General features: G+C 56.5%; 22 protein-coding genes. 8 read left to right on the top strand and 14 right to left on the bottom strand.

Features of this window, described 5'->3' with window-relative positions; all coding sequences use genetic code 11:
• Positions 1–156 precede the first annotated feature (156 nt).
• The 5 genes from ADN01_RS06685 to ADN01_RS06665 all read right to left on the bottom strand — a co-directional run bounded on the left by ADN01_RS06685 (position 157) and on the right by ADN01_RS06665 (position 5,360).
• Entirely contained in the window at positions 157–1,374 is a 1,218-nt protein-coding gene (locus ADN01_RS06685; protein WP_062418519.1) for a sigma-70 family RNA polymerase sigma factor, read from the bottom strand.
• A 141-nt stretch (positions 1,375–1,515) separates the two neighbouring features.
• Positions 1,516–2,073: a DUF4340 domain-containing protein gene (locus ADN01_RS06680; RefSeq protein ID WP_062418518.1), complete on the bottom strand. Its 558-nt coding sequence runs from the start codon at positions 2,071–2,073 to the stop codon at positions 1,516–1,518.
• Between the two features lie 2 nt (positions 2,074–2,075).
• A complete protein-coding gene (locus tag ADN01_RS06675; protein WP_062418517.1) occupies positions 2,076–3,635 on the bottom strand; it encodes a GldG family protein in 1,560 nt (519 codons plus the stop codon).
• Entirely contained in the window at positions 3,635–4,372 is a 738-nt protein-coding gene (locus ADN01_RS06670; RefSeq protein WP_062418516.1) for an ABC transporter permease, read from the bottom strand. Before ADN01_RS06670 ends, ADN01_RS06675 begins: the two co-directional genes overlap by 1 nt.
• A 16-nt stretch (positions 4,373–4,388) precedes the next feature.
• Positions 4,389–5,360: an ABC transporter ATP-binding protein gene (locus tag ADN01_RS06665; protein WP_062418515.1), complete on the bottom strand. Its 972-nt coding sequence runs from the start codon at positions 5,358–5,360 to the stop codon at positions 4,389–4,391.
• 367 nt (positions 5,361–5,727) lie between these two features.
• Between ADN01_RS06665 and ADN01_RS06660 the strand changes: the two genes are divergently transcribed.
• On the top strand, positions 5,728–8,046 hold the full coding sequence (locus ADN01_RS06660) for a sodium-translocating pyrophosphatase (protein ID WP_062418514.1): 2,319 nt from the start codon (positions 5,728–5,730) through the stop codon (positions 8,044–8,046).
• A 60-nt stretch (positions 8,047–8,106) separates the two neighbouring features.
• Here ADN01_RS06660 and ADN01_RS06655 read toward each other — a convergent pair whose 3' ends face one another.
• Both ADN01_RS06655 and ADN01_RS06650 read right to left on the bottom strand, forming a co-directional pair.
• Positions 8,107–8,790 (bottom strand): RluA family pseudouridine synthase, encoded by a 684-nt coding sequence (locus ADN01_RS06655; RefSeq protein WP_082142806.1) that lies wholly within the window; start codon positions 8,788–8,790, stop codon positions 8,107–8,109.
• 78 nt (positions 8,791–8,868) lie between these two features.
• Complete coding sequence (locus ADN01_RS06650) at positions 8,869–9,162, bottom strand: hypothetical protein (protein WP_062418512.1); 294 nt, start codon at positions 9,160–9,162, stop codon at positions 8,869–8,871.
• Positions 9,163–9,265: 103 nt separating this feature from the next.
• Here ADN01_RS06650 and ADN01_RS06645 point away from each other — a divergent pair, with 103 nt between their 5' ends.
• The gene (locus ADN01_RS06645; RefSeq protein ID WP_062418511.1) at positions 9,266–9,589 is read left to right on the top strand and encodes a putative quinol monooxygenase; all 324 of its coding nucleotides are present in this window, start codon (positions 9,266–9,268) and stop codon (positions 9,587–9,589) included.
• Positions 9,573–10,739: an iron-containing alcohol dehydrogenase gene (locus ADN01_RS06640; protein WP_113918863.1), complete on the top strand. Its 1,167-nt coding sequence runs from the start codon at positions 9,573–9,575 to the stop codon at positions 10,737–10,739. Before ADN01_RS06645 ends, ADN01_RS06640 begins: the two co-directional genes overlap by 17 nt.
• A gap of 45 nt (positions 10,740–10,784) precedes the next feature.
• On the opposite strand, the gene ADN01_RS06635 is transcribed toward ADN01_RS06640, so the two are convergent.
• From ADN01_RS06635 to ADN01_RS06620, 4 genes are all read right to left on the bottom strand, one after another.
• Positions 10,785–11,636 carry a DegV family protein gene (locus ADN01_RS06635; protein WP_062418509.1) on the bottom strand — a complete coding sequence of 284 codons (852 nt, stop codon included), beginning with the start codon at positions 11,634–11,636 and terminating at the stop codon, positions 10,785–10,787.
• A 55-nt stretch (positions 11,637–11,691) separates the two neighbouring features.
• A complete protein-coding gene (locus tag ADN01_RS06630) occupies positions 11,692–12,642 on the bottom strand; it encodes a ribose-phosphate diphosphokinase (protein WP_062418508.1) in 951 nt (316 codons plus the stop codon).
• 8 nt (positions 12,643–12,650) lie between these two features.
• On the bottom strand, positions 12,651–13,646 hold the full coding sequence (locus ADN01_RS06625; protein ID WP_062418507.1) for a P1 family peptidase: 996 nt from the start codon (positions 13,644–13,646) through the stop codon (positions 12,651–12,653).
• A 71-nt stretch (positions 13,647–13,717) separates the two neighbouring features.
• A complete protein-coding gene (locus ADN01_RS06620) occupies positions 13,718–14,302 on the bottom strand; it encodes a zinc ribbon domain-containing protein (protein WP_062418506.1) in 585 nt (194 codons plus the stop codon).
• Between the two features lie 77 nt (positions 14,303–14,379).
• Here ADN01_RS06620 and ADN01_RS06615 point away from each other — a divergent pair, with 77 nt between their 5' ends.
• Positions 14,380–15,006 (top strand): SH3 domain-containing protein, encoded by a 627-nt coding sequence (locus tag ADN01_RS06615; protein WP_062418505.1) that lies wholly within the window; start codon positions 14,380–14,382, stop codon positions 15,004–15,006.
• On the opposite strand, the gene ADN01_RS06610 is transcribed toward ADN01_RS06615, so the two are convergent.
• The 3 genes from ADN01_RS06610 to ADN01_RS06600 are packed head-to-tail and all read right to left on the bottom strand — an operon-like array spanning position 15,003 to position 17,079.
• Positions 15,003–15,653 (bottom strand): alpha/beta hydrolase, encoded by a 651-nt coding sequence (locus ADN01_RS06610; protein ID WP_062418504.1) that lies wholly within the window; start codon positions 15,651–15,653, stop codon positions 15,003–15,005. The genes ADN01_RS06615 and ADN01_RS06610 overlap by 4 nt on opposite strands.
• Positions 15,643–15,867: a hypothetical protein gene (locus ADN01_RS06605; RefSeq protein WP_062418503.1), complete on the bottom strand. Its 225-nt coding sequence runs from the start codon at positions 15,865–15,867 to the stop codon at positions 15,643–15,645. Before ADN01_RS06605 ends, ADN01_RS06610 begins: the two co-directional genes overlap by 11 nt.
• Positions 15,868–15,879: 12 nt before the next feature.
• Positions 15,880–17,079 (bottom strand): aminotransferase class V-fold PLP-dependent enzyme, encoded by a 1,200-nt coding sequence (locus ADN01_RS06600; RefSeq protein WP_062418502.1) that lies wholly within the window; start codon positions 17,077–17,079, stop codon positions 15,880–15,882.
• Between the two features lie 54 nt (positions 17,080–17,133).
• On the opposite strand from ADN01_RS06600, the gene ADN01_RS06595 reads away from it, so the two are divergent.
• From ADN01_RS06595 to hutH, 4 genes are all read left to right on the top strand, one after another.
• Positions 17,134–18,402: an MFS transporter gene (locus ADN01_RS06595; protein WP_062418501.1), complete on the top strand. Its 1,269-nt coding sequence runs from the start codon at positions 17,134–17,136 to the stop codon at positions 18,400–18,402.
• Positions 18,403–18,420: 18 nt separating this feature from the next.
• Entirely contained in the window at positions 18,421–18,870 is a 450-nt protein-coding gene (gene smpB / locus ADN01_RS06590) for an SsrA-binding protein SmpB (RefSeq protein ID WP_062418500.1), read from the top strand.
• Between the two features lie 147 nt (positions 18,871–19,017).
• Positions 19,018–19,599: a diacylglycerol/polyprenol kinase family protein gene (locus ADN01_RS06585; protein ID WP_236690981.1), complete on the top strand. Its 582-nt coding sequence runs from the start codon at positions 19,018–19,020 to the stop codon at positions 19,597–19,599.
• A gap of 10 nt (positions 19,600–19,609) precedes the next feature.
• Entirely contained in the window at positions 19,610–21,157 is a 1,548-nt protein-coding gene (gene hutH / locus ADN01_RS06580; RefSeq protein WP_062418498.1) for a histidine ammonia-lyase, read from the top strand.
• Positions 21,158–21,192: the final 35 nt, after the last annotated feature.

Here is a 21,192-nt window from a genome sequence, read left to right as displayed (position 1 = left end):
TGATTTAGGGCGGTTAGCCCCAATCCACTGCGAAAAGACCGGTGATCTGTGAAATTGCAACGAACATTGACGATTAATAGCATTTTATCACAGGATAAAAAAGCGCGCGACCGCCCAGAGAGGGGGGATCGCGCGGTAAGGTCGAATATCAAGCCGCTAATCGCCGAGGTAGTCGCGTAGTTTGCGGCGAATGGTGGGGTGACGCAGGCGGCTGAGGGCCTGGGCTTCGATCTGGCGAACACGTTCACGGGTGACGCCCATTTTGCGTCCGACTTCTTCGAGGGTGTAAGCCTGACCGTCCAGGAGACCGTAGCGGAGCTGGAGGATGCGGACTTCGCGCGGGGGCAACGAATTGAGGACTTCCTCAAGATGCTCGCGCAGCAGGTTGTAGGTGGCAGTGTCATCGGGGGGCGGCGCTTCGTCATCCTCGATGAAATCACCCAAGACCGAATCTTCTTCGTCATCGGTGGGAGTTTCTAACGACAGCGGGCGGCGGGCCACCTGAATCATGTTCTCCACTTTCTTGGGGGGAACATCCAGGGCTTCTGCCAGTTCTTCCACCGAGGGCTCGCGGCCTAAGCGCTGGGTGAGCTGATGTTGGATGCGGAGAAGCTTATTGATCTGGTCGCCCATATGGACGGGGACGCGAATGGTGCGGCCCTGATCGGCGATGGCGCGCGTGACGGCCTGGCGGATCCACCAGGTGGCATAGGTGGAAAACTTATGCCCGCGGCGGTAATCGAACTTTTTGGTGGCGCGGATCAGACCGATGTTGCCTTCCTGAATGAGATCCAGAAAAGGGACACCGCGCCCCATGTATTTTTTGGCAACGGAGATGACTAGGCGCGAGTTGGCGGTGATGAGGTGCTCGCGGGCGGCCCAGCCATCTTCAATGAGGCGGCGAAGTTCCATGCGGCGGCGCATGCTGACATTGCCGCGGGCTAACTCTTCGCGCGCCATGCGTCCGCGTTCAATGCGCTGGGCAAGCTCGACTTCTTCCTCCGCGTTTAATAATGGAACGCGGCTGACCTCTTTAAGATACAACCCAATGGTATCGTCTGTGTCAATATTGGCTAGATCGTCAAAATTGGCTTCAGGTTCGGCGCTCTCAGTGCGCACACGGTCAGAATCCATCTCTAACTCTTCGTCAGAGGGTTCCTCAAGGTTGGTATCCTCAATATACGAAATCCCGGCGCTCATCAGAGCAGCAAAAGCTTCTTCCAGCTGCTCGACATCTTGTTCGGCTTCTGGGAAGAAGTGCAAGATGTCATCGATGGTTACATAGGACTTCTGGCGCCCAATTTCAATTAACCGGGCTATCGCAGGATACTCTTCCTCATCATCATCCACTACAGTAATCAGTTCGTCATCCATAGACACGCGTATATTCCTCTTCGCAAGCGAAGTAATTTAACATTCAGAATGAGCTGGAATGGAAGGCTGTTATCCATTCCAGAATACACATTTTCCAGATAAAAAGCAATAGCGACAGCGGTGCCAGCTCTGTACAAAACGTCAGGGCATTGGAACCGGCTGCACCAGGCCCCCCAAAGCCATTAATGGTGAAAGATTATCGAACGATGTTTTATTCAGCACCACCACTGGGCCGCTGTCCACCTGGGCGTAATAGCCGGAGCTGGTGGGGGTCAGATTGCCGAAGCGGACGGTGGTTTTGTGCCCATCTTTGAATTCCAGGGTGATGAGGATGGGCGAGCTTTGCAAACCGGTGGCCGAATCAGGCGGTGCGGCATCCAACTGGCTCTGAGCCTGGAGGGTGGGGATGGTTGCCACCAATTCTTCCACCTTAGCCGGGTCGAGCGGGCGCGGATCTACCGCGAGGTGCTGCCATAGGGATTGCGGGCTGCGCTCCAGCGTAAAGGCGGGGAGTCCTTTGGGCTGGATGGTAAGGCGGGCCACATCTTCGGAAGCGTAGTCCAGAAACGTGATGGGGGCAGCCGTGGGCGTGGCGTCTTGAATGACCTTCAGCCCTTGCGGACGGCGCGACAGGAAGAGCAGGCCTGCGAGAGCCAGCAGGAAAATAATGAGGAGAACCCAAGTGGATCGTCGGATCATTTTCACATCCTGCGTTTGCGTTGAATCCAGACGGTGACGCCCAGGGCGACCACGGCGAGGGGCATGACCAGGACCAGAATGAGGAACATCAAGCCGATCTGGTAGTTTTCTGGGGTGATTAAGACGCGCTCTGTGGTCTGCTTAGGGGTAAGGTTGAGCAAGTTTTCCTGCGCAGCAGCCCAGTCAATGGCGTTGACGATCAGGTCGCCGTTGCCGTAGTTGGAAAAATAGGTATCGTTGAGGAAATCAGAATCACCCACCACCACCAGGCGCGCCTGGGTGGCTGTGTTCTGAGCGGCTGCGACCAGGGTTACGGGGCCAACATGATCGCTGGCGGCGTCCACGGTGACCTGGTTCGATTCGATGCTGTTGATATCGGTTTCGCCCCAGGCGTTTTGTGAGGTGACTACCAGGGGGGTCAGGCTGACATTTTCGGGCAGCTCAGTCTGAAGGGTGATGGAGCGCGAGGTGGGGAAGATGGTGGCCATACCCTGCAGGCGTTCGGTGATTGGATGGCTGCCGTAGGAGGCTGTATCTGAGACCGCGATGAGGGGCGGGTTGACGTTGGGGTCAATAACCACGTCATTATCAAGGGTGATGCCCCAGGATTCGGAGAGATAGGTTTCTAATGGAGAAACAACGCCTTCGGTGCCGGAGACTGCCGGGGGTTCAGAAAGAACCACCAGGGATTTTCCGCTTTCCAGGTAGGCTTTGAAAAGTTCTTTTTCCTGGTCGGAGATGGGTTTCAGGCCGCCAGCGATGATGATGGTGAGTGCGTCCTCAGGGATAGACGGGTTGCTGAGCAGATCCAACGATTTTACTGTGTAATTCTTGCTCTCCAGCACGGTTTTGAGCTGGCTGAGGGACATTTCTCCGGCGGGCTCCAGGGGGGATTCACCGTGGCCAGTGAGGAAATAGACCGTGCGGTCGCCGGGGTTGGCCAGGCGGATGAGGGCCGAGGTCATTTCGGTTTCGTCGGCGTAGGTCACCTGCTCTGAGCGGTCGCCCATGCGGAAAACCAGAGTGCCGTCGCGAGTGATCTGCGCGTTTTGTGCAGCGATGGGATTTGCTTCAGGGTCAATGAACTCATAGGTGAGTTTCCCGGCGCTGTTATCGGCATAGCTGTTCAGCAGAGTGCGGGTCTGTTCTGTGGAATAGGGGTAGCGGCTGCTGAAAAAGGCCTGCACAATGATGGGCTCGGGGAGTTTTTCGAGGGTCTCGAGGGTTTCTTTGGAGAGTGTGTGCTGTTTGTCTTCAGTCAAGTCCCAGGATTTTGAATTGTTGAAGACCAGGACATTGACGACCACGAGAATACCGATGAAGGCCAGTGTCATCAGGAAAGCGTTGCTGCCGTATTTGGCCTGCCGGCCGGTGAGAAGCTCTCGCGTTTTCTGAGGGTCGAGGATGACGAAGGCTGCCAGACCCAGCACAACCAGCCCCAGGGTAATTTGCAGAGGTAAATCAAAGGTGCGGCGGACAATATACAAGCCAACAGAAACCGCCAGAGCCGTGAGGGCCAGATACAGGCCAAAAGGCGCGAATTTTCGCCACTGAGTGTTCATTACCGCCACCTCCGGGCTTCAACTGAGATGGATCCTAAGAAGAGTGCGATGGCTGTCATGCTGAGGTAGTAGACGACATCCTGAATGCGGACCAGGCCGATGAGGAAGCTGTCGTAAAAATGTTCTGTCAGACTGAGATAGCGCAGCACGTCGGCTGCGACCCCATCCACCAACTGTGCGGGGCTGCCGATGACCCAGAAGAGGATGATCACCCCAAAGGTGACCAGGAGAGCGGCGACCTGATTGCGGAAGAAAGAGGAAACGAGGACGCCGATGGCGCTCATGGCAGCGGTGATGAGGATCAGGCCGATGTAACCGCTGATGAGGACCCCTTGATCAATCCCAGGATCCACAATGGAGTTAAGGATGAGCGGGTACACCAGGGTGAGAGCAATGCTGGTGACAAAGAAGAAGAAGGTGCCCAGCCATTTGCCGAAGACGAGTTCCCAATCGGTCACCGGAGCGGTGAGGAGCAGCTCCAGAGTACCCGCGCGATTCTCTTCGGCCAGGGTGCGCATGGTGATGGCGGGAACGGAGAGGAAGAGCAGTGGGAAGATGAAGAGCTGGAAGGTGCGCTGAATGTTGGGGACAAAAGCCTGGGTCTGGGTGGCGTATAGGATATCCAGGAATAGAAACCCGCCTAAAGTGAGGAGGGTTACAAAGAGCAGTCCATAAGCGATAGGACTGATGAAGAAGAGTTTGTATTCGCGCTTGGCGATTACCCAAATGTTGTGCATGGTTTCATACCCTCGATCAGGCTTCCATCTCTGGGGCGGGTTCTGGCTGGCCCAATTCGGGTGTGGGCGCAGGTTCTTCTTCTTGCGTGAGCTGCAAGAAGATGTCTTCGAGGCTCAGGCTGGCGGGCTGAAGCTCCAACAAGTCGAGTCCGCTTTGGACGATGACCCGGGCGGCTTCGGCGCGGACATCCTGGCCTGGAGCGGATTCAAATTCGACCAGGTCGGTATCGGCAGCCTGGGCATGCAGGACGCCGTGGATTTGCCCGATTTTTTGGGCGGCTGCAGAGGCGTCGCCGCGCAGGCGGATGCGGAAGCGGACGGAACCCGTTAGGCGGTTTTGCAGGTTTTCGGTGGTATCTTCAGCGACAATCTTGCCTTTGTTAATGATGAGAACGCGGCTGCAAACCTGCTGAGCCTCTGGCAGGATGTGGGTGGAAAGCAAGACGGTGTGCTCACGCCCCACTTCTCGGATGAGATTGCGCACTTCGATGATTTGCGCAGGATCCAGGCCGATCGTGGGTTCATCCAGGATGAGGACTTCGGGTTTGTGCAGAAGGGCTTGAGCCAGACCTACGCGCTGGCGCATGCCTTTGGAGAGGTTTCCGATATAACTGTTGCTGCGGTCTCCGAGGCGAACCATTTCGATCACTTCATCCACGCGGTCTTCAGCCTGTTTAATTTTGCGCAGATCCGCCATGAATTTTAGGTACTCGAAAACGCTTAAGTCCGGGTATAATGGCACAGTCTCTGGCAGATAACCGACCAGGCGACGCACTTCAAGGGATTGTTCAATAATATCGAAGCCGTTGACTTCTACAATGCCCTGGGAGGGGGGCATGTAACCAGAGAGGATGCGCATGGTGGTGGTTTTACCCGCACCATTGGGGCCGAGAAAAGCAACGATCTCTCCCTTTTCGATGTTGAAGGTTAAGTCGCTGATGGCCCTGCGCGATCCGTAATCTTTGGTCAAATTGGATACTCGGATCATACCTTGCTCCTCGCTTGTCTATCTTATGCTGTAGTCCATGCGACGAAACGAGCGGATTCTTGGATCCGCCCGCTTCGATGGGTGTGCTTGAGGAATTGACAACCTTTTCAGATCGAGTAAAACTATACAACAACGGCGCGACAAAAGTCAATAAGTAGAATGAATTCTAATGCAATCCTAATCTATATTAACGGGGTTACAATAGAGAAGAAGGAGGCTGCGATTGACGATTGAAATGAACACAGGGAATTAAGCTATAAAAAGTGTTGCTTTTCTTTCAAATTGATGTAAAATTGAAACTGCACTTTCAAAAGTGCAAAATATCACGGTGTTTTAAGTTCATATCCTTATATCGTGCGGAGGAACCATGGATCTTAATCTGTTAGGCCTTGCGAGGCACGGTTTGAATAACTTCGAACAGATTGCCATTGTCGGAGTTATGATCACCGCATTTGTCAGCCTGCTTTACGCATGGTTACTGCGAGGTACCGTCCTGAACAAGGACAAAGGCACCGAGAAGATGCAGGAAGTGTGGAACGCTATTCGGGTTGGTGCGGATAGCTATTTGAATCGCCAGTTCAAAACGATTCTACCCGCGATCTTGCTCTTGACGGTTGCGTTGTTCCTGAGCGTGTACATTGTGCCGCCGACGGTGGAAGCGGTGGAAGAATTCCCAGAAAATACCACTTTCATCATCGCGGTCGGCCGCACGGTGGCGTTTGTGATGGGCGCCTTCTTCTCGCTTTTGGTGGGTCAACTGGGCATGCGCATGGCGATTCAAGCGAATGTGCGCGCTGCTTCTGCGGCTCGCCGCGGCTTTAACGAAGCGCTGTCCATCGCTTATTACGCCGGGACGATCACGGGCATGTTGACGGATGGCCTGGGTCTGTTCGGCGGTACGATCATCTTCATCATTTTCGGTCGGGCTGCGCCAGACGCTTTATTGGGGTTTGGCTTCGGCGGTACGCTGCTGGCGTTGTTTATGCGCGTGGGCGGCGGCATTTTTACCAAGGCTGCGGATGTAGGCGCGGACCTGGTAGGTAAGGTTGAAAAAGATATTCCCGAAGATGACCCGCGCAATGCGGCGGTGATCGCGGACCTGGTGGGCGACAACGTGGGCGACTGCGCTGGTATGGCCGCGGACATTTTCGAAAGTTATGAAGTCACCATCGTTTCCGGTTTGATCCTGGGCCTGGCCCTGGTGGCGATTGACCCGTCGGACCTGAAACTGCGCTGGATCGTTTATCCGTTGATCATCCGTGCCATTGGCGTGATCAGCTCCATTCTGGGAACGTTCACTGTTCCGATTTGGGAAAAGTTCCCCATAAAATTCCTGCGCGCACACGATGCGGAAGAAGCTATGTTCCGCTCGTACGAAGTCTCCAGCGTCAACACGGTGGTGTGGGCCTTTGTCGTTGCGATGGTGTACGCCAAAGACTGGCGGTTGGGCATGCTGACCACGATCGGCGTGGCGCTGGCGGTGGTCTTCAACCCGCTGACCTCATACTTCACTTCGACGCGGCGTTCCCCGGTTCAGGAAATTGTCAAATCCACCAAAACCGGCCCGGCGACCACGATCCTCTCGGGTCTGTCGGTGGGTATGGAATCAAGCGTGTGGGCGTTGGTGGTGGTTGCGACAAGCTTTGTGTTGGCCATCTTCCTGTATGGAAATGAATCGAACCCCACCTACGTTTTGTACGCAGTGGCGATGGTGGGTATCGGTATGTTGAGCCACACGGGCAACAACGTGGCGATGGACTCTTACGGACCGATTTCGGACAACGCTAACGGTATTGGCGAAATGTCCTGGCACGGTATGGAAGATGAGAACACCCTGAAAGCACGCCAGATTATGGCTGACCTGGATGCGGTGGGCAACACGACCAAGGCCATCACCAAGGGCGTGGCCATCGCTTCGGCGGTGATCGCCGCGGTGAGCCTGTTCGCTTCCTATATCACGGATGTGGGTCGGGTGCAGGAGCAATTGGGTCTGCTGCGCATGGACGCGATCCGCGTTTCGGATACCAAAGTGTTCGTGGGTTTGCTTTTGGGCGGCGCACTGCCCTGGCTGTTCAGCTCGCTGTCTATTAAGGCCGTGTCCCGTGCGGCGGGTCAGATTGTGGAAGAGGTCCGCAAGCAGTTCCGCATCCCTGGGATCATGGAAGGCACGAAGACCCCGGATTATGCGCAGGTGGTAGCGATTTCCACAGCTTCATCGCAGAAAGAATTGATCCCGCTGGCGACCATTTCGGTGGTGATGCCGCTATTGGTGGGTCTGGTGCTGCAGGTTGAGGCGCTGGGCGGTTTCCTGGCGGGCGTGATCTTGAGCGGTCAGCTGCTGGCGGTGTTCATGGCCAATGCGGGCGGCGCCTGGGATAACAGCAAAAAGGCGATTGAAGACGAGCCGCGCAGCCTGGAGAAGAACACGGGCAAGGGCTCTGAGCGCCACAAAGCTGGTGTGGTGGGCGACACGGTGGGCGATCCATTGAAGGATACGGCCGGCCCGGCTTTGAACCCGATGATCAAAGTGGTGAATATGGTCAGCTTGTTGGCTGCGCCGGTGATCGTGCAGCACCGTGAACTGGGTGTTGGCGGGTGGCTGGTGGTTGCTGGTTTGGCCGTTGCGCTGGTGTGGGCGATCTGGCAGAGTAAGAAGCCGATGGCCGAACTGCCTGTGGCGGAATAAGACCGCAGCAAGTAATTGGATGCAGCTGGAACAGGCAGAACAACGCCTGTTCCAGCTTTTTTATACGGAGTGACGTAAGGCTTGGATCGCGGTCAGAAAATCCGTGGGGGTTGGAGCCTGAAGTGAAAGGGGTTGGAAGGTGAACGGGTGGGTGAGGTGAATCTGGGCGGCATGCAAAGCCAGCCGTTGGATGGGCGGCTGGGCTGGAGGTGGCGCGGCAGCGGAAAAATACAAGGGGTCTTGAAGGATGGGATGGCCGATGGAAAAGAGATGCGCGCGAATTTGATGCGTGTAGCCACTATGGGGAGAGCATCCTACCAAGGCGCAATCGGAAAAGCGTTCAATGACGTGGAAATCAGTGCGAGCAGGCTGGCCGCGGCTGGGATCTACGATAGTACGGTGGCGGCGTCCAACATTGATGCGCAGGGGGCGGTTGACGGTGAGTGTTTCCCAGGTGGGCTGACCGAGGCAGATGGCCAGATAGGTCTTTTGCACCTGGCGCTGTTCAAAAGCGAGGCTGAGCCTTTGATGGGCTGGGGCGGTTTTGGCAAATAAAACCAGGCCGCTGGTATCTTTATCCAGGCGGTGAACGATCCAGGCCTGGCCAAGGTACTGAACGACTTGGGCGTAAAGATGGGGAAGGTGGGGCTGGTAGCCATCCTGGATGGTCAGCAAGCCGGCGGGTTTGTTGACGGCCAGGACGGCCTCATCCTCAAATAGAATATCCAGCGGGACGGGCATCATGCCTTGATTGTACTGGACAAGCGCCGATCTGAGTGCGGAGGGGATTGGCGCTTTGGGCGGTGAAGAAGAGCAGGTGAATCAGCTTTCGCTTTTTGGCCGGAAACTGGCAGGGCGGCCGTTTTCATCCAGATAGGCTTCATATTCCACCTCCATCGCGTCGCTGACATACCGCAGCACTTCTTCCCGGCCGCCTTCGTATACCCTGCCGGTAAAACCAATCAACCAATCGGAAAAAAATTCGTAATAGGTATGATCGGTGAACAGCAGAAAGACCTGCATCCCAAAGCCATAGCCTGGAGCGCCTTTTTTTCGTTTTACGATGACGCGCTCAATGGTTTTGCCGGTGATTTCATCAATCCCTTTGATCGCCATGATTTGCCTCCCTCTCGTTTTGGGTAAAATTGAAATCCTATCTATAATTGTATCCAGAATGACAGATGTGGGCTGCACCAAACGGCAGCAAAAAGGAGGAAGGATGCACATCGTTTTGGTGAATATTCGGGTGAAAGTAGAAAGGATCGAAGATTTTGTCGCAGCGAGCGCGGAGAACGCGCGCAACAGCCGCAAAGAGGCGGGAATCGTGCGCTTTGACTTGATCCAGCAAAAAGACGACCCGGCAAATTTTGTCCTGCTGGAGGTTTACCGCACACCTGGGGATCAAGCTCTGCACCGGGAGACGGCGCATTATCTGACCTGGCGGGACGCTGTGGACAGTATGATGGACGGTCCGCGGAAAGGGCTGACGTACCGCAGTCTGAACACGCCGGATGAGGCCTGGGGCTATGGAATGGAAATTTGATTTTGCGACCGCAGGGTCTATCCACTTTGGCTGCGGCCAGATCGAGAGAATCACGAGCCTGCTAGCGGCGGTGGACGGCCCGATCTTGGTGGTGCATGGAAAAAACGCAAAGGTTGTTAGCCTGTTAACCCGCCAGTTGGATCTGGCTGGGCTGGCGTGGGAACCGTTTGTCATCTCTGGCGAACCGACGGTAGACACGGCTGCTCAGGGGGGCGAGGCGGCGCGAAAGATGGGCGCGGGCCAGGTGGCAGCGGTAGGCGGCGGGAGCGTGATGGATGCTGGGAAGGCGATTGCAGCCTTGGCCACCAATCCCGGGCCGCCCAGCGATTACCTGGAGGTAGTGGGCAAGAATCTGCCGCTGACCTGCCGTCCCTTACCCGTAACCGCGATCCCGACCACGGCGGGAACTGGCAGTGAGGTGACGCGGAACGCCGTTCTGGGTGTGCCAGATGCGCAGGTGAAAGTGAGTCTGCGCAGCCCCTGGCTGCTGCCGCAAGCAGCGGTGGTGGATCCGACTCTGACGTTGAGTGTGCCTCCGGCGGTGACAGCGGCGACGGGGATGGATGCGCTGACGCAGGTGCTGGAACCCGCCTTAAGCCTGAGAGCCAACCCGATAACCGATTTGTTCTGCGAGGAAGGACTGCGCACGGCCTGCGACGCGCTGGCTGCGGCGTATGAAGACGGACAGAATCTGGGGGCGAGGACGAAGATGGCCTGGGTCAGTCTGTTGGGAGGGCTGGCGTTGGCCAACGCGGGTTTGGGGGCTGTGCATGGGCTGGCGGGGCCGATCGGGGGGATGTGCACTGCCGGACACGGCGAAATCTGCGCGGCGCTTTTGGCGGCGGTGACGCGTGTGAACCTGCGCTGTGCCGAAGCTGGGCGCGGCAGCCCTGGGCTTATGCGACGGTTTGAGCAAGTAGGTCAATGGCTGACCGGATCGGAACGGGCTACGGCGGAAGATGGGGTGCGGAAGCTGCAAGCACTGCGCAAGACTCTGCAAATCCGCGGTCTGGCAGACCTGGGGGTGCGGCGGGAGGATTTTGGGACGATCGTTGAGAAAGCGAAGGCAGCCAGCAGTATGCGTGCCAACCCGATTGCGCTGAGGCCAGAAGAATTGATTGAGATTCTCGAAGAAGGATTTGAATCCTAAAAGGCGCCGTGAAGGCGCCTTTTATTTTATGGCAGTAAGGGATCGCTAGGCGTTTTCTTCTTCGGCGAAGAAGGAGACGGCCAGCACACCCGGCCCAGCGTGTACGAGGATGGCGGGCGGCATGAGATAGAGGGGTACATTGGGGATGGAGAGCTGGGTGCTGAACTGCTCTGCGAGGGCTTTGGCCTCCTCTTCAGCTTCACCGCGCATAACCGACAGGTAGCCAGGTTTGGATTTGGGGTATTTTTCCGCAACGATCTCCATCAGGCGGGCGAGGGCGCGCTTCTTGGTGCGCTGACTTTCAAAAGGCTCGGCGCGGCCGTTGCGCAGGGTGAGAATGGGTTTGACTTGTAAAATGCTGCCGAACAAAGCGGCGGCGCCGCCGATGCGGCCGCCTTTATACAGATATTCCAATGTGTCAACGAGGAAATAGATATGGTGACGGCGGGACATTTGCCCCAGTCTTTCCATGATAGTGTCCGCGTCCAGCCCTTCTTTGGCCCACTCGTTGGCTTGCAGCACCATTGAGGCCAAACCACCTGCGATGGTGCGGGTGTCAAATACGCGGATGTCAGCTCCGGGGAAGTCCTGAGCGGCGATGGTGGCGCTGCGGACGGTGCCGGATAATTCCGCCGAAGGGCAGATAACGATGACGGTTTCACCTTTTTCAACCGCCTCTTGATAGATAGGGTTGTACAGGGCAGGCGGGGGCGCAGCGGTTTTCGGAAGAGATGATGAAGCGCGCAGTTTGGTGAGCAAGGTCTTGGTATCAATTTCGGTGTCATCCCGATAGTTTTCGTTTCCAAAAACGATGATCTGCGGAATGAAGGGGATACCCAATTGGGCGGCCTGCTCAAGGGTGAGGCCAGAGGTGGTATCTGTTACGATTTTGACCATTGCAAATTTCCTTTCCGTAAGATGATTGGATGGGTTGACTGGATGAAGAAGATGATCAAGATAAAACCAGCCTTTCGGAGATGCTGCGCCCGTGGTGGATGCGGTCAACGATATCAGCCAGAAGGGGTGCGATAGATAAGATTTCTACCTTTTCTGAGCGTTTGAAAGGGGCAACAGGCAGGGTGTTGGTGACCACCAATTTCTCAATGCGCTCATGGTTGGCGAGAATGCCCAGGGCGGGGGGCAATAAAACTGGATGGGTAATGGCAAAATAGGCTTTGCCCTCGGCGCCTTGATCATACAAGATATCAATTTGTTTTAAGACGCTTCCGCTGGCGATAATGTCATCAATGATGATGGGGCGGCGACCTTTGATATCCCCTACAACATGGGTGGTGCGCGTTTCTTGGAAATTGGTGCGGCGTTTGTGCATGACCACCAAGGGCAGGTTGAGAAATTCGGCAAATTTTCCGGCCAGCCCAGCACGGCCGACATCGGGTGAGACGACAGCGCAGTCCGCGAATTCTGGGCGGCGGAAATACTCGCCCAAGACGGGGATGGCGCTGAGCGGATCCACAGGAATGTTAAAGTAGCCTTGGGAGGCAGGATTGTGGATATCTACAAAGACAACGCGGTTGACACCCTCAGCTTCCAGTAAGGTAGCTACCACGCGGGCGCTGATGGACTCGCGGCCTTTGGCCATGCGGTCCTGGCGGGCATAAGGAAAATAGGGGATTTCGGCGGTAACGGTGTGGGCGCTGGCGCGGCGAAAGGCATCCAAATACAGCAAAAGTTCCATGAAATTGTCGTTGACCGGCTCACCGCAGGGCTGGATGAGAAAAATATCTTGATCGCGGACGTTTTCATCGATCATGACATGGATTTCGCTGTCGGGAAGGTGGCGCGTGGTGGAACGCCCCAGGGGAACGCCCAGGATATCGGCGATCTCGATGGCCAACTGGGGATGGGCAGAGCCGGTGAAAATTCGCAGGGGGTGCGAAGACATGGGGGCCTCTATACGGCGAGCGAAGAATGTGAAGGCAGCCCGCCGGCGGGGGCAGCCGCAAGAACGGCGTTTACTACCGCCTGAGCAACCACATGTACGCTGAAGGCGCCCACCAGGTTGACATCTGCTTTCTTTTTGCCGGTCGCCAGGGCAAAAAGGGTGTCGCCGTCAAGCATGGTGTGGGCCGGGCGGATGGTGAGGGCCAGACCGTTATGGGCCATTTGCGCCACTTTGTTGGCTTCTTCTTTGGTGAGTTTGGCGTTGGTGGCGACTGCCCCGATGACGGTGTTGTGCCCGGCGGTAAAGCTGAGGATGGCTCGGCCGGCAAAGGTGCGCATGACGGCTTCGGTGTCGGCGAAGGTTTCACCGCTGCCCACACGGAGGCCGCCGATGGTGGTGGTGCGGGCGCCGGCCAGGATGTGGTGGGTTTCGGGATCCACGATATCGCCAAAGGCATTGACGGCGATGATGGCGGCGACTTTGACGCCTCCGCCGATTTCCAGCGAGGCTGTGCCGATACCTGATTTTACGGCGTTAGCGGGGCCTAAGATCTTCCCCACGGTTGCGCCTGTGCCAGCGCCAAAATTCCCTTGAAGCGGCGGTTGTGTGGAGGCGGCCAGGGCGGCCTGGTAGCCCATGTCGGCATCCGGACGGCGCGAAGGACTGCCGATGCCGAGGTCGTATAAAACGGCGGCGGGGACGATGGGCACACGGGCAAAGCCGGTGTCAAAGCCGATTTTTTGCTCTTCCAAATAGCGCATGACCCCAGATGCACAGTCCAGCCCAAAAGCGGAACCGCCGGTGAGGACCACGGCATGAACGGTATTGACCAGGTGCATAGGACGGAGAAGGTCAGTTTCACGTGTACCGGGGGCACCGCCGCGTTGATCCACGCCGCAGACAGCTCCATCCTCTGCCAGAATCACCGTGCAGCCGGTGAGGGCCTGGAGATCTTGGGCTTGACCTACTTGTATGCCTGGGATATCTGTGATGGCGTTATTCATTTGCACCCTGCATGGGGCTGGTTCATGGAGGCGGGAGATTGCCTGGTCCTGGACGGTGGGAGCAGGTGGGCTTAAAGTGGATTCTGGCAGTTGGGGCAGCGGGTTTCGGAGCGGCGGACGACAAATCCACATTTGCGGCAGGTCAGAGGTTGAACATCACCCAGGGGTGCTCCGCAAGCGCTGCAGCTGGAGGCTTCAACGGGATTGGGCGTATCGCAGTAACTGCATACTGAACGGCGCAGGCGTTCACTCAATTCGTGACCGCTGCCGATGCGTTTGGCGGCAGTATCCAGAATTTGCAGAACCTGGTCGCGCAATTGCAGATATTCCACATCCTGGGCCAGATCATCCAACCGAGAGAGGAGGCTGAAGGGGTTGCGCAGGGCGGCGATGGCGGTCATACCCAGACTGGCGGCGACGCCCAACCAGGCTTGCTGGCTGACCTGCACCATGACACCGTCCGCAACCGCATGAAGATGTACGGTCAGGGCGGTGCTCCCTCCTGAAGTGGGGCGTTCACGGGTGGCAATTTGGACGATGGTTTTTTGGTCATCTCCCAATTGCTGCACGCGAAGATTCCCGCGGTTAAAATGGCCAATTAAGGCCTGAGCCAACGTGGAAGGTTTAAAATCACCGTGGTAGATTCGTGGTTCCATGGTATCGATTATAATCAAAATGCGGTGAAACCGTGGGTAAAAAAGGACGGGATTTTCCCGTTTGCGAAGGAGTAGGTATGAAAAAGATGGTATTAAGATCTGGACTGTTTTTCTTTGTGGGCTTGATGTTGGCGGCAATGATCTGGCTGCCGTCCAGCCCAAAGCGGGTGCTTGCCCAACGGCCGACGGCGGATTTACCGACGGTCACCAGCACGCCTGGAGGGCCGACGGTGCGGGTGAAGCTGGAGAACGAGAGTCAAATCAATATCCGTTCTGGCCCAGGATATTTTTATGATAAAGTGGGCGTGTTATTGGCAGGGCAGGTGGCAAACGCTAAAGGGCGGTCGGCAGGTGGGGACTGGATTTTGATTGAATATCCTGGTATCCCTGGCGGGTTGGCCTGGGTGTATTCACCTTTGGTGGATCTTTCGCCGGGGAGCTTGCCGATCATTGAGCCGCCGCCCACCCCCACGCCGATCGCCACCATCACGATTGATCCGACCCTGGCGGCACAGTTTGTGGTGACGGCTGAAGTCACGCGGCTGCCGACCTTTACTGCACCCCCGCCGCTGGCTATTCCAACTTTTCAGGACAACAGCCCTGGGAATGGGACTGTGGGGGGCATTCCTATGGGGCTGATCATTGTCAGCCTGGCGGCCATTGGGGTGTTGGTTGGGGTGTTCTCGTTGGCGCAGGGTCGTTAAGCGGAGAGAAATTCCTCTAGACCCTGAAAACAACCGGAGCTAAGTTTGTGACCTACTGGGCTTTCACAGTAGGTCACTTTTGCGCCTTTGGCCTGAAGCGCAGCGGCGCTTTGACGGGCAGATTCAATGGGGATGATCTCATCCAACGAACCGTGAGCGACAAAGAAATGAGAACCGGCGAGGGCATCTTCTGGCATGGCCGGTTCCACACCCGCAGGCATGAACCCCGAAAGGGCAGCGGCGCGGCGGATGCGCGCGGGGGCGAGGGCGGAGAGCACGTAGCCCAAAGCACAGCCCTGGCTAAAACCCATCCAATCGAACTGCTGATTGGAGAGGCCCAATTCACTTAGATGACGGTCGAAGTGTGCCAGCATTTGGGCAGCAGCGGGCAGAAAATCTTCCATGCGCGAGCGCACACCCTGGGTGACTTTGGCCCAGCTGTAGCCGCTGGGGACGGCGGGCAAGGGAGCGCGGGGGGCCAGGATGGGCACAGCAGCGGGAAGGTGCTGGGCAAAAATCCACATAGAGGTTTCATCCCCGGTCCACCCGTGCAGCAGCAAAAGCGGGACAGGATGCTTATCGGGCTGGCCTTTGCGGATGCGGAAAATCCAACCCTGATCCAAAACGGTTTGCGGTTCAGTTGTCATTGGCTTTTTTTGTGACCCATTCGATCACCCAGAGGAAGAGGAAGATCATCAGGAGGGGAATCAGGCCGACCCCCATACACAGGAACCCCATGCTGGCCGCGGCAGGCCCATAGAGGAGATAGATCAGCCCGATGCCGACGATGAACAGCAGTAAGATACCGCCTACGATGAGGCGGGTGTTGGTTTGGCGGGCGTACTTGCGCAGATCACGCACGGATAATATTCCTTAAGGGGCAACTGAATGCGGGGACGCTTTCTCGGCGAGAAGGCTTTCAAGAGCTTGAATGAGCGCCTCTGAATCGGCCAGGCTGTTGTACGCCTGGAAAGAATAGCGGATCAGCACCTGATCTTTCCATTTCATGACAGGGACCTCGATGTGAAAACGGTCGTAAAGGGCTTCTTTGAGCCAGAGCGGATCGAGGTTAGCCGGAAGGGGAGAGGAAGCCATCTGCATGAACCAATAGGGATCCGGGCTGTGCAGGGGGGACAGCCGGGTGAGGCGGGCAATTTCGTTTTGGGTGTTGGCGGCTAAAAGGTGGCATTCAGCACGAATAGCGTCCCAGGAATGAGCCAGTTGGAAACTGATGGCATCGGGAACCGCCAGGAAGGCCGAAATGTCGCGGGTGCCGGCCCATTCCAGGTAGTCCACAAATTGGGAGATGCCCGGGTTTTCGCTTTCCCAGCCCCAACTGACGATGAGGGGTTGGATGAGATGCTGGACTTCGGGACGGGCGTAGAGAAAGGCGGAGCCTTTGGGGGCGCACAGCCATTTGTGGAGATTGCCGGAATAGAAATCCGCGCCTAATTGATCGAGGGTTAAGGGAATCTGGCCGGGGGCATGCGCGCCGTCGATGATGGTTAGAATGCCCATCTGGCGGGCACGCTGGCAGATCTCTTCCACGGGGAAGATGACAGCGGTGGGTGAGGTGATGTGGCTGAGGAAGATAACCCGTGTTTGGGGGGTGACGCCGGCCCAAAAGTCTTCCACAAATTTTGCTGGGGAGGTGAGGGGGAGGGGAATGGGCTGGTTGATGTACTTGAAGCCGAGCTGCTTGCTGAGGAATTTCCAGGTTCGATCCAGCGCGCCGTATTCGTGATCGCTGGTCAGTACCTCATCACCGGGTTTCAGGGCCAGGCTGCGGGCCACAATGTTGAGGCCGGTGGTGGCATTGGTGACGTAGACCAACTGGTCTGCCTGGGTGCCCAGATAGCGGCCGAGGGAGGCTCTGGATTTGGCCAGGAGGGAGCCGGCGTCACGACCTAAGAATTTGACCGGTTGAGCTTCCAGGCGGCGCTGCCAGTTTTGATAGCTATCAAAGACCGGGCGAGGTGTGGCGCCGAAGGAACCGTGATTGAGGAAGATCACCTCAGGGTCGAGGAGAAATTCGTCTTTAAGTTGTAAGTTCGAAAAGGTTTTCGTTTGCATGGATTCAAATTATACTCAAGCAATTGTGGAATGACCAAAATTGGGTAAAGCTTAATGCAAAACTTGTTTTCTACGATCCTGCGTCCTTTTCGTCCGTCCCGGCCAGTTCCGGAAGAATATCGGGCGGTATTTAAACATCTATATTGGGATATCAGCTGGTTTGGGGTGCTTAACGGCAGCATCCTGGCCTTTTTGACTGTCTATGCCACGCGCCTGGGGGCGAGCTCGGGGCAGATTGGATTTATTGGGGCGGCACCGGCGGTGGTGGCGTTGATTTTTACGTTTGCTGCGCGGCGCTGGCTGGAGAAACGGTCGGTACACCAAGGGGTGTTTTGGGGATCGGTGCTGCACCGCGGATTTTACCTGTTCTTTCCGTTCCTGCCGTTCTTTTTTGACAATTTGACTCAGGTGTGGGTGATCATTGGGGCGACTCTGTTAATGAGTGTGCCGGCGGTGGTGTTGAACATCGGGTTCAATGCATTGTTTGCCGAAGCGGTTCCAGTGGAATGGCGCAGCTACGTCAGCGGTGTACGCAACGCCTTTTTTAGCTTGACGACAATCGTTTCCACCATCGTATGTGGGCAGTTATTGGATAACATGGCCTTCCCCGTAGGCTATCAGGTTGTTTTTGCGATTGGCTTTGTGGGCGCGGCAATGAGTTCGGTGGAACTGTGGTTTGTGCGGCCCAAAGAAACGATCCCGGTCAGCCCAACTGCGGCAGCGAGCGGAACCTCTCGGCGCAGTGTGTTTCTGAACTTGAAGCAAATGCTTCGAGTGGACATTTTGGGCGGGCCGTTCCGGCGGACGCTGCTGCTGTTTTTCTTTTTTCACCTTTTTCAATATCTGGCGATCCCGATCTTCCCTATTTATATGGTGAATACGCTAAAACTGAGCGACCAGGTGATTGGCTTGGGCAACGGCTTGTTTTACGTGACGGTATTTATCGGCTCGTTGTTTGGCAGCCGGATGGTAGGGCGCTGGGGGAATCAGAAAATGACAGGGGCGGGGGTGGCGCTTTTGTGCCTTTACCCGGTTTTGTTGATTTTCAGCAAGACGCTGATGGTGTTCAGTATCACGTCGTTGGCGGGCGGGCTGGCCTGGTCGGTGGTGAATGTGGCTTACATTAATTATTTACTCGAGAAAGTTCCCGCCGGAGATAAACCCGCGTATCTGGCCTGGTATCACCTTCTGGCGAACGGGGCGATCTTAATTGGCTCGTTGGGCGGCCCACTGGTGGGCGAGGCTGTGGGGATGGCGGGAGCGCTGTTGATCTTTGGGATTGGACGATTATTAGCAGGCAGTGCCATTCTCCGCTGGGGGTAGATGTGTTAAAATGGTCGCATGGGCATCAAAGTCATCGCAACCAACCGCAAAGCCAATTTTGAATATTTCCTGTTAGAGCACTTTGAGGCGGGAATTTCCCTGCAAGGCAGTGAAATTAAATCGATTCGGGCGGGCCAGGTGAGCCTATCTGAGGCCTATGTGCGCGCGGACAGCGAAAATGTATGGCTGGTAGGGGCGCATATCGCGCCGTATGACCCTGCCAGCCGTTACAATCATGACCCTGTGCGCGACCGGCGCCTTTTGATGCACAAGCGCGAAATCCGAAAACTTTGGGATACGGTGCGGCAAAAAGGGGTGACCATCGTGCCGGTGCGGATTTATTTAAAGGATGGAAGGGCCAAGCTGGAGATTGCGCTGGCCAAAGGCAAAAAGCTGTACGACAAGCGGCAGGATTTAGCCAAGAAAGACATGGATCGCGAAATCGAACGGCGAGAGCGGATCCGCTAATCTACTTCTGACAGGTGAATAATGCTGGGAAACGTCTGGATCGCACTGGTAATCACTTTTCTGATGGCTTTGCTCTGGCTTCGGCTGAACGATTTCCTGGCTCACCGAGGGTGGATTAGCGGCCCATTGAGCCGAAAGATCATCCATATGGGAACTGGTCCAATCTTTGTTTTGTGCTGGCTGCTGTTTCCGGATGTGTGGTATGCGCGCTGGCTGGCCGCCCTGGTTCCTCTGAGCATTACCATTCAATTTGCGATGGTCGGTTTAGGCCTGATGAAAGATCAGGCGGCAGTGGACGCGATGTCGCGGCACGGCGACCGGCGAGAGATTCTGCGCGGGCCGTTGTTTTACGGCATTGTCTTCGTGGTGTTGACTTTGTGGTTTTGGCTGGATTCACCCATCGGCATCATTGCATTGATGCTGCTGTGCGGGGGGGATGGGTTGGCCGATATTTTGGGCAAGCGTATGGGGGGGACACGGCTGCCCTGGTCGGCGAATAAATCCTGGGCGGGATCGGCAGCTATGTTTTTGGGGGGATGGGTGTTTGCCCTGGGCGTGCTGGCATTGTATGTGAACGCGGGGGTTTTTGCGGGGCCGTTTTCACGATTTATACTGCCGGTAACGGTGATTGCTTTTGTGGGCACGCTCGTGGAGTCATTCCCCTTCGCGGACATTGATAACATCACGGTGCCGGTGGCCGCGGTGCTGCTTGGGTTTATTCTTCTTTAGAGGAACAGCTATGATCCTATTGGACGGCTTTCATTTGACGTTGGCAGAGATCGTGCGCGCAGCCCGATTGGGCGAGAAGGTGGGTCTGAGCGAACAAGCCAGACGGCAAATCGCCGAATCTCACCGGCGGCTGCAAGAGATCCTGCAAAAAGGCGCCCCGGTGTATGGGATTAACACAGGGTTTGGCATTTTTGCGGATAAGCGTATTCCCCAGGAAGATTCGGCACGCTTGAGCCGAAATCTGATTTTGAGCCATGCGATTGGAACCGGCCCGGCGCTGCCCACCGAGGTGGTGCGTGCGGCGATGCTGGTGCGGGCGAACACCCTGGTGAAAGGCTTTTCAGGGGTGCGGCCGGTTGTGGTGGAAACCCTGCTGGCGATGATCAACGCGGGGGTGACCCCGGTGATTCCTTCGCAGGGGTCTTTGGGCTCCTCTGGCGATCTTGCGCCGCTTTCGCATATGGCTCTGGTACTGACAACGGATGAAGAAGACCGTGAGGAAGAATCGGGGCTGGCGGAATTTGAGGGCCGGGTGATGAGCGGTAAACAGGCGATGCGCGAAGCGGGTATTGAGCGCATTATCCTGGGGCCGAAAGAAGGCCTGGCGATGAATAACGGTGCTACCTTTTGCGCGGCGCTGGCAGCCTTTGCGGTGGAAGACAGCCGCTACCTGGTTGAGGTGGCAGATGTGGCTTTGGGCTTAAGCCTGGAGGCTTTGTTGGGGTGTTCGGCAGCCTTCGATGAGCGGGTTCACGCTGCCCGCGGGCAAGTGGGGCAGATGGAAACCGCGGCGCATTTACGCTCGGTGGTGGAAGGCAGCACGCTGCTGGACAAAGCCGGGCGCGTACAGGATGCGTATTCGCTGCGCTGCGCTCCACAGGTGCAAGGCCCGGTACGGGATACGTTGGAATTTGTGGAAAAGATCGTGGAGCGTGAAATCAACGCCGCCACAGACAACCCGCTGATCTTTGATCCGGATGTGGCTATCTCAGGGGGCAACTTCCACGGCGAACCCATTGGAATGGTGATGGATTATCTGGGAATCGCAATCAGCGAGCTGGCGGCGATCTCGGAACGGCGGGTTTTTCGATTGACGGATGGGAAACTCAACGGCGGTTTACCGCCCATGCTGGTGGACTCGATGGACGCGGCGGGATTGAATTCGGGCTTGATGATGCCGCAATATTCGGCGGCCAGTCTGGTTTTGGAAAACCAAACCCTGGCCACGCCCGACAGCGTCCATTCCCTGCCGACATCGGGTGAGCAGGAAGACCACAACGCGAACGCCATGACGGCAGCGCGGCACGCGCGGCAGATTGTGGACAATACCACGCATGTGCTGGCGATTGAGCTGTATTCGGCGGCAAGGGCGGTAGATTTGCGGCTTCGCCAGTACCCCCATGGGCAGTTGGGGGCTGGCACGCAGGCGGCGCTGGAGGCGATCCGCAAAGAGGTGCCGTACCAAGCCGGGGACGCCTTATGGGGACCGGAGATTGAAGCAATTCAGCAGATGATCCGGAAGCAGCGCATCCCCACCAGCTTTGACACGAACAAATAGCGAGGTTGACAAAGGCGGTTTTTCCTATTATCTTT

Origin of the sequence: Levilinea saccharolytica (assembly GCF_001306035.1) — a bacterium.
GTDB classification, from domain to species: Bacteria; Chloroflexota; Anaerolineae; order Anaerolineales; family Anaerolineaceae; genus Levilinea; species Levilinea saccharolytica.
The sequence above is the reverse complement of the archived record's forward strand: the minus strand, read 5'-3'. Positions and strand labels throughout refer to the sequence as shown.

Bases quoted from the DNA above. Each gene is read 5' to 3' on its own strand.
- ADN01_RS06685 (WP_062418519.1), bottom strand. From the start codon at position 1,374: ATGGATGACGAACTGATTACTGTAGTGGATGATGATGAGGAAGAGTAT.
- ADN01_RS06680 (WP_062418518.1), bottom strand. From the start codon at position 2,073: ATGATCCGACGATCCACTTGGGTTCTCCTCATTATTTTCCTGCTGGCT.
- ADN01_RS06675 (WP_062418517.1), bottom strand. From the start codon at position 3,635: ATGAACACTCAGTGGCGAAAATTCGCGCCTTTTGGCCTGTATCTGGCC.
- ADN01_RS06670 (WP_062418516.1), bottom strand. From the start codon at position 4,372: ATGCACAACATTTGGGTAATCGCCAAGCGCGAATACAAACTCTTCTTC.
- ADN01_RS06665 (WP_062418515.1), bottom strand. From the start codon at position 5,360: ATGATCCGAGTATCCAATTTGACCAAAGATTACGGATCGCGCAGGGCC.
- ADN01_RS06660 (WP_062418514.1), top strand. From the start codon at position 5,728: ATGGATCTTAATCTGTTAGGCCTTGCGAGGCACGGTTTGAATAACTTC.
- ADN01_RS06655 (WP_082142806.1), bottom strand. From the start codon at position 8,790: ATGATGCCCGTCCCGCTGGATATTCTATTTGAGGATGAGGCCGTCCTG.
- ADN01_RS06650 (WP_062418512.1), bottom strand. From the start codon at position 9,162: ATGGCGATCAAAGGGATTGATGAAATCACCGGCAAAACCATTGAGCGC.
- ADN01_RS06645 (WP_062418511.1), top strand. From the start codon at position 9,266: ATGCACATCGTTTTGGTGAATATTCGGGTGAAAGTAGAAAGGATCGAA.
- ADN01_RS06640 (WP_113918863.1), top strand. From the start codon at position 9,573: ATGGAATGGAAATTTGATTTTGCGACCGCAGGGTCTATCCACTTTGGC.
- ADN01_RS06635 (WP_062418509.1), bottom strand. From the start codon at position 11,636: ATGGTCAAAATCGTAACAGATACCACCTCTGGCCTCACCCTTGAGCAG.
- ADN01_RS06630 (WP_062418508.1), bottom strand. From the start codon at position 12,642: ATGTCTTCGCACCCCCTGCGAATTTTCACCGGCTCTGCCCATCCCCAG.
- ADN01_RS06625 (WP_062418507.1), bottom strand. From the start codon at position 13,646: ATGAATAACGCCATCACAGATATCCCAGGCATACAAGTAGGTCAAGCC.
- ADN01_RS06620 (WP_062418506.1), bottom strand. From the start codon at position 14,302: ATGGAACCACGAATCTACCACGGTGATTTTAAACCTTCCACGTTGGCT.
- ADN01_RS06615 (WP_062418505.1), top strand. From the start codon at position 14,380: ATGAAAAAGATGGTATTAAGATCTGGACTGTTTTTCTTTGTGGGCTTG.
- ADN01_RS06610 (WP_062418504.1), bottom strand. From the start codon at position 15,653: ATGACAACTGAACCGCAAACCGTTTTGGATCAGGGTTGGATTTTCCGC.
- ADN01_RS06600 (WP_062418502.1), bottom strand. From the start codon at position 17,079: ATGCAAACGAAAACCTTTTCGAACTTACAACTTAAAGACGAATTTCTC.
- ADN01_RS06595 (WP_062418501.1), top strand. From the start codon at position 17,134: ATGCAAAACTTGTTTTCTACGATCCTGCGTCCTTTTCGTCCGTCCCGG.
- smpB (WP_062418500.1), top strand. From the start codon at position 18,421: ATGGGCATCAAAGTCATCGCAACCAACCGCAAAGCCAATTTTGAATAT.
- ADN01_RS06585 (WP_236690981.1), top strand. From the start codon at position 19,018: ATGGGAACTGGTCCAATCTTTGTTTTGTGCTGGCTGCTGTTTCCGGAT.
- hutH (WP_062418498.1), top strand. From the start codon at position 19,610: ATGATCCTATTGGACGGCTTTCATTTGACGTTGGCAGAGATCGTGCGC.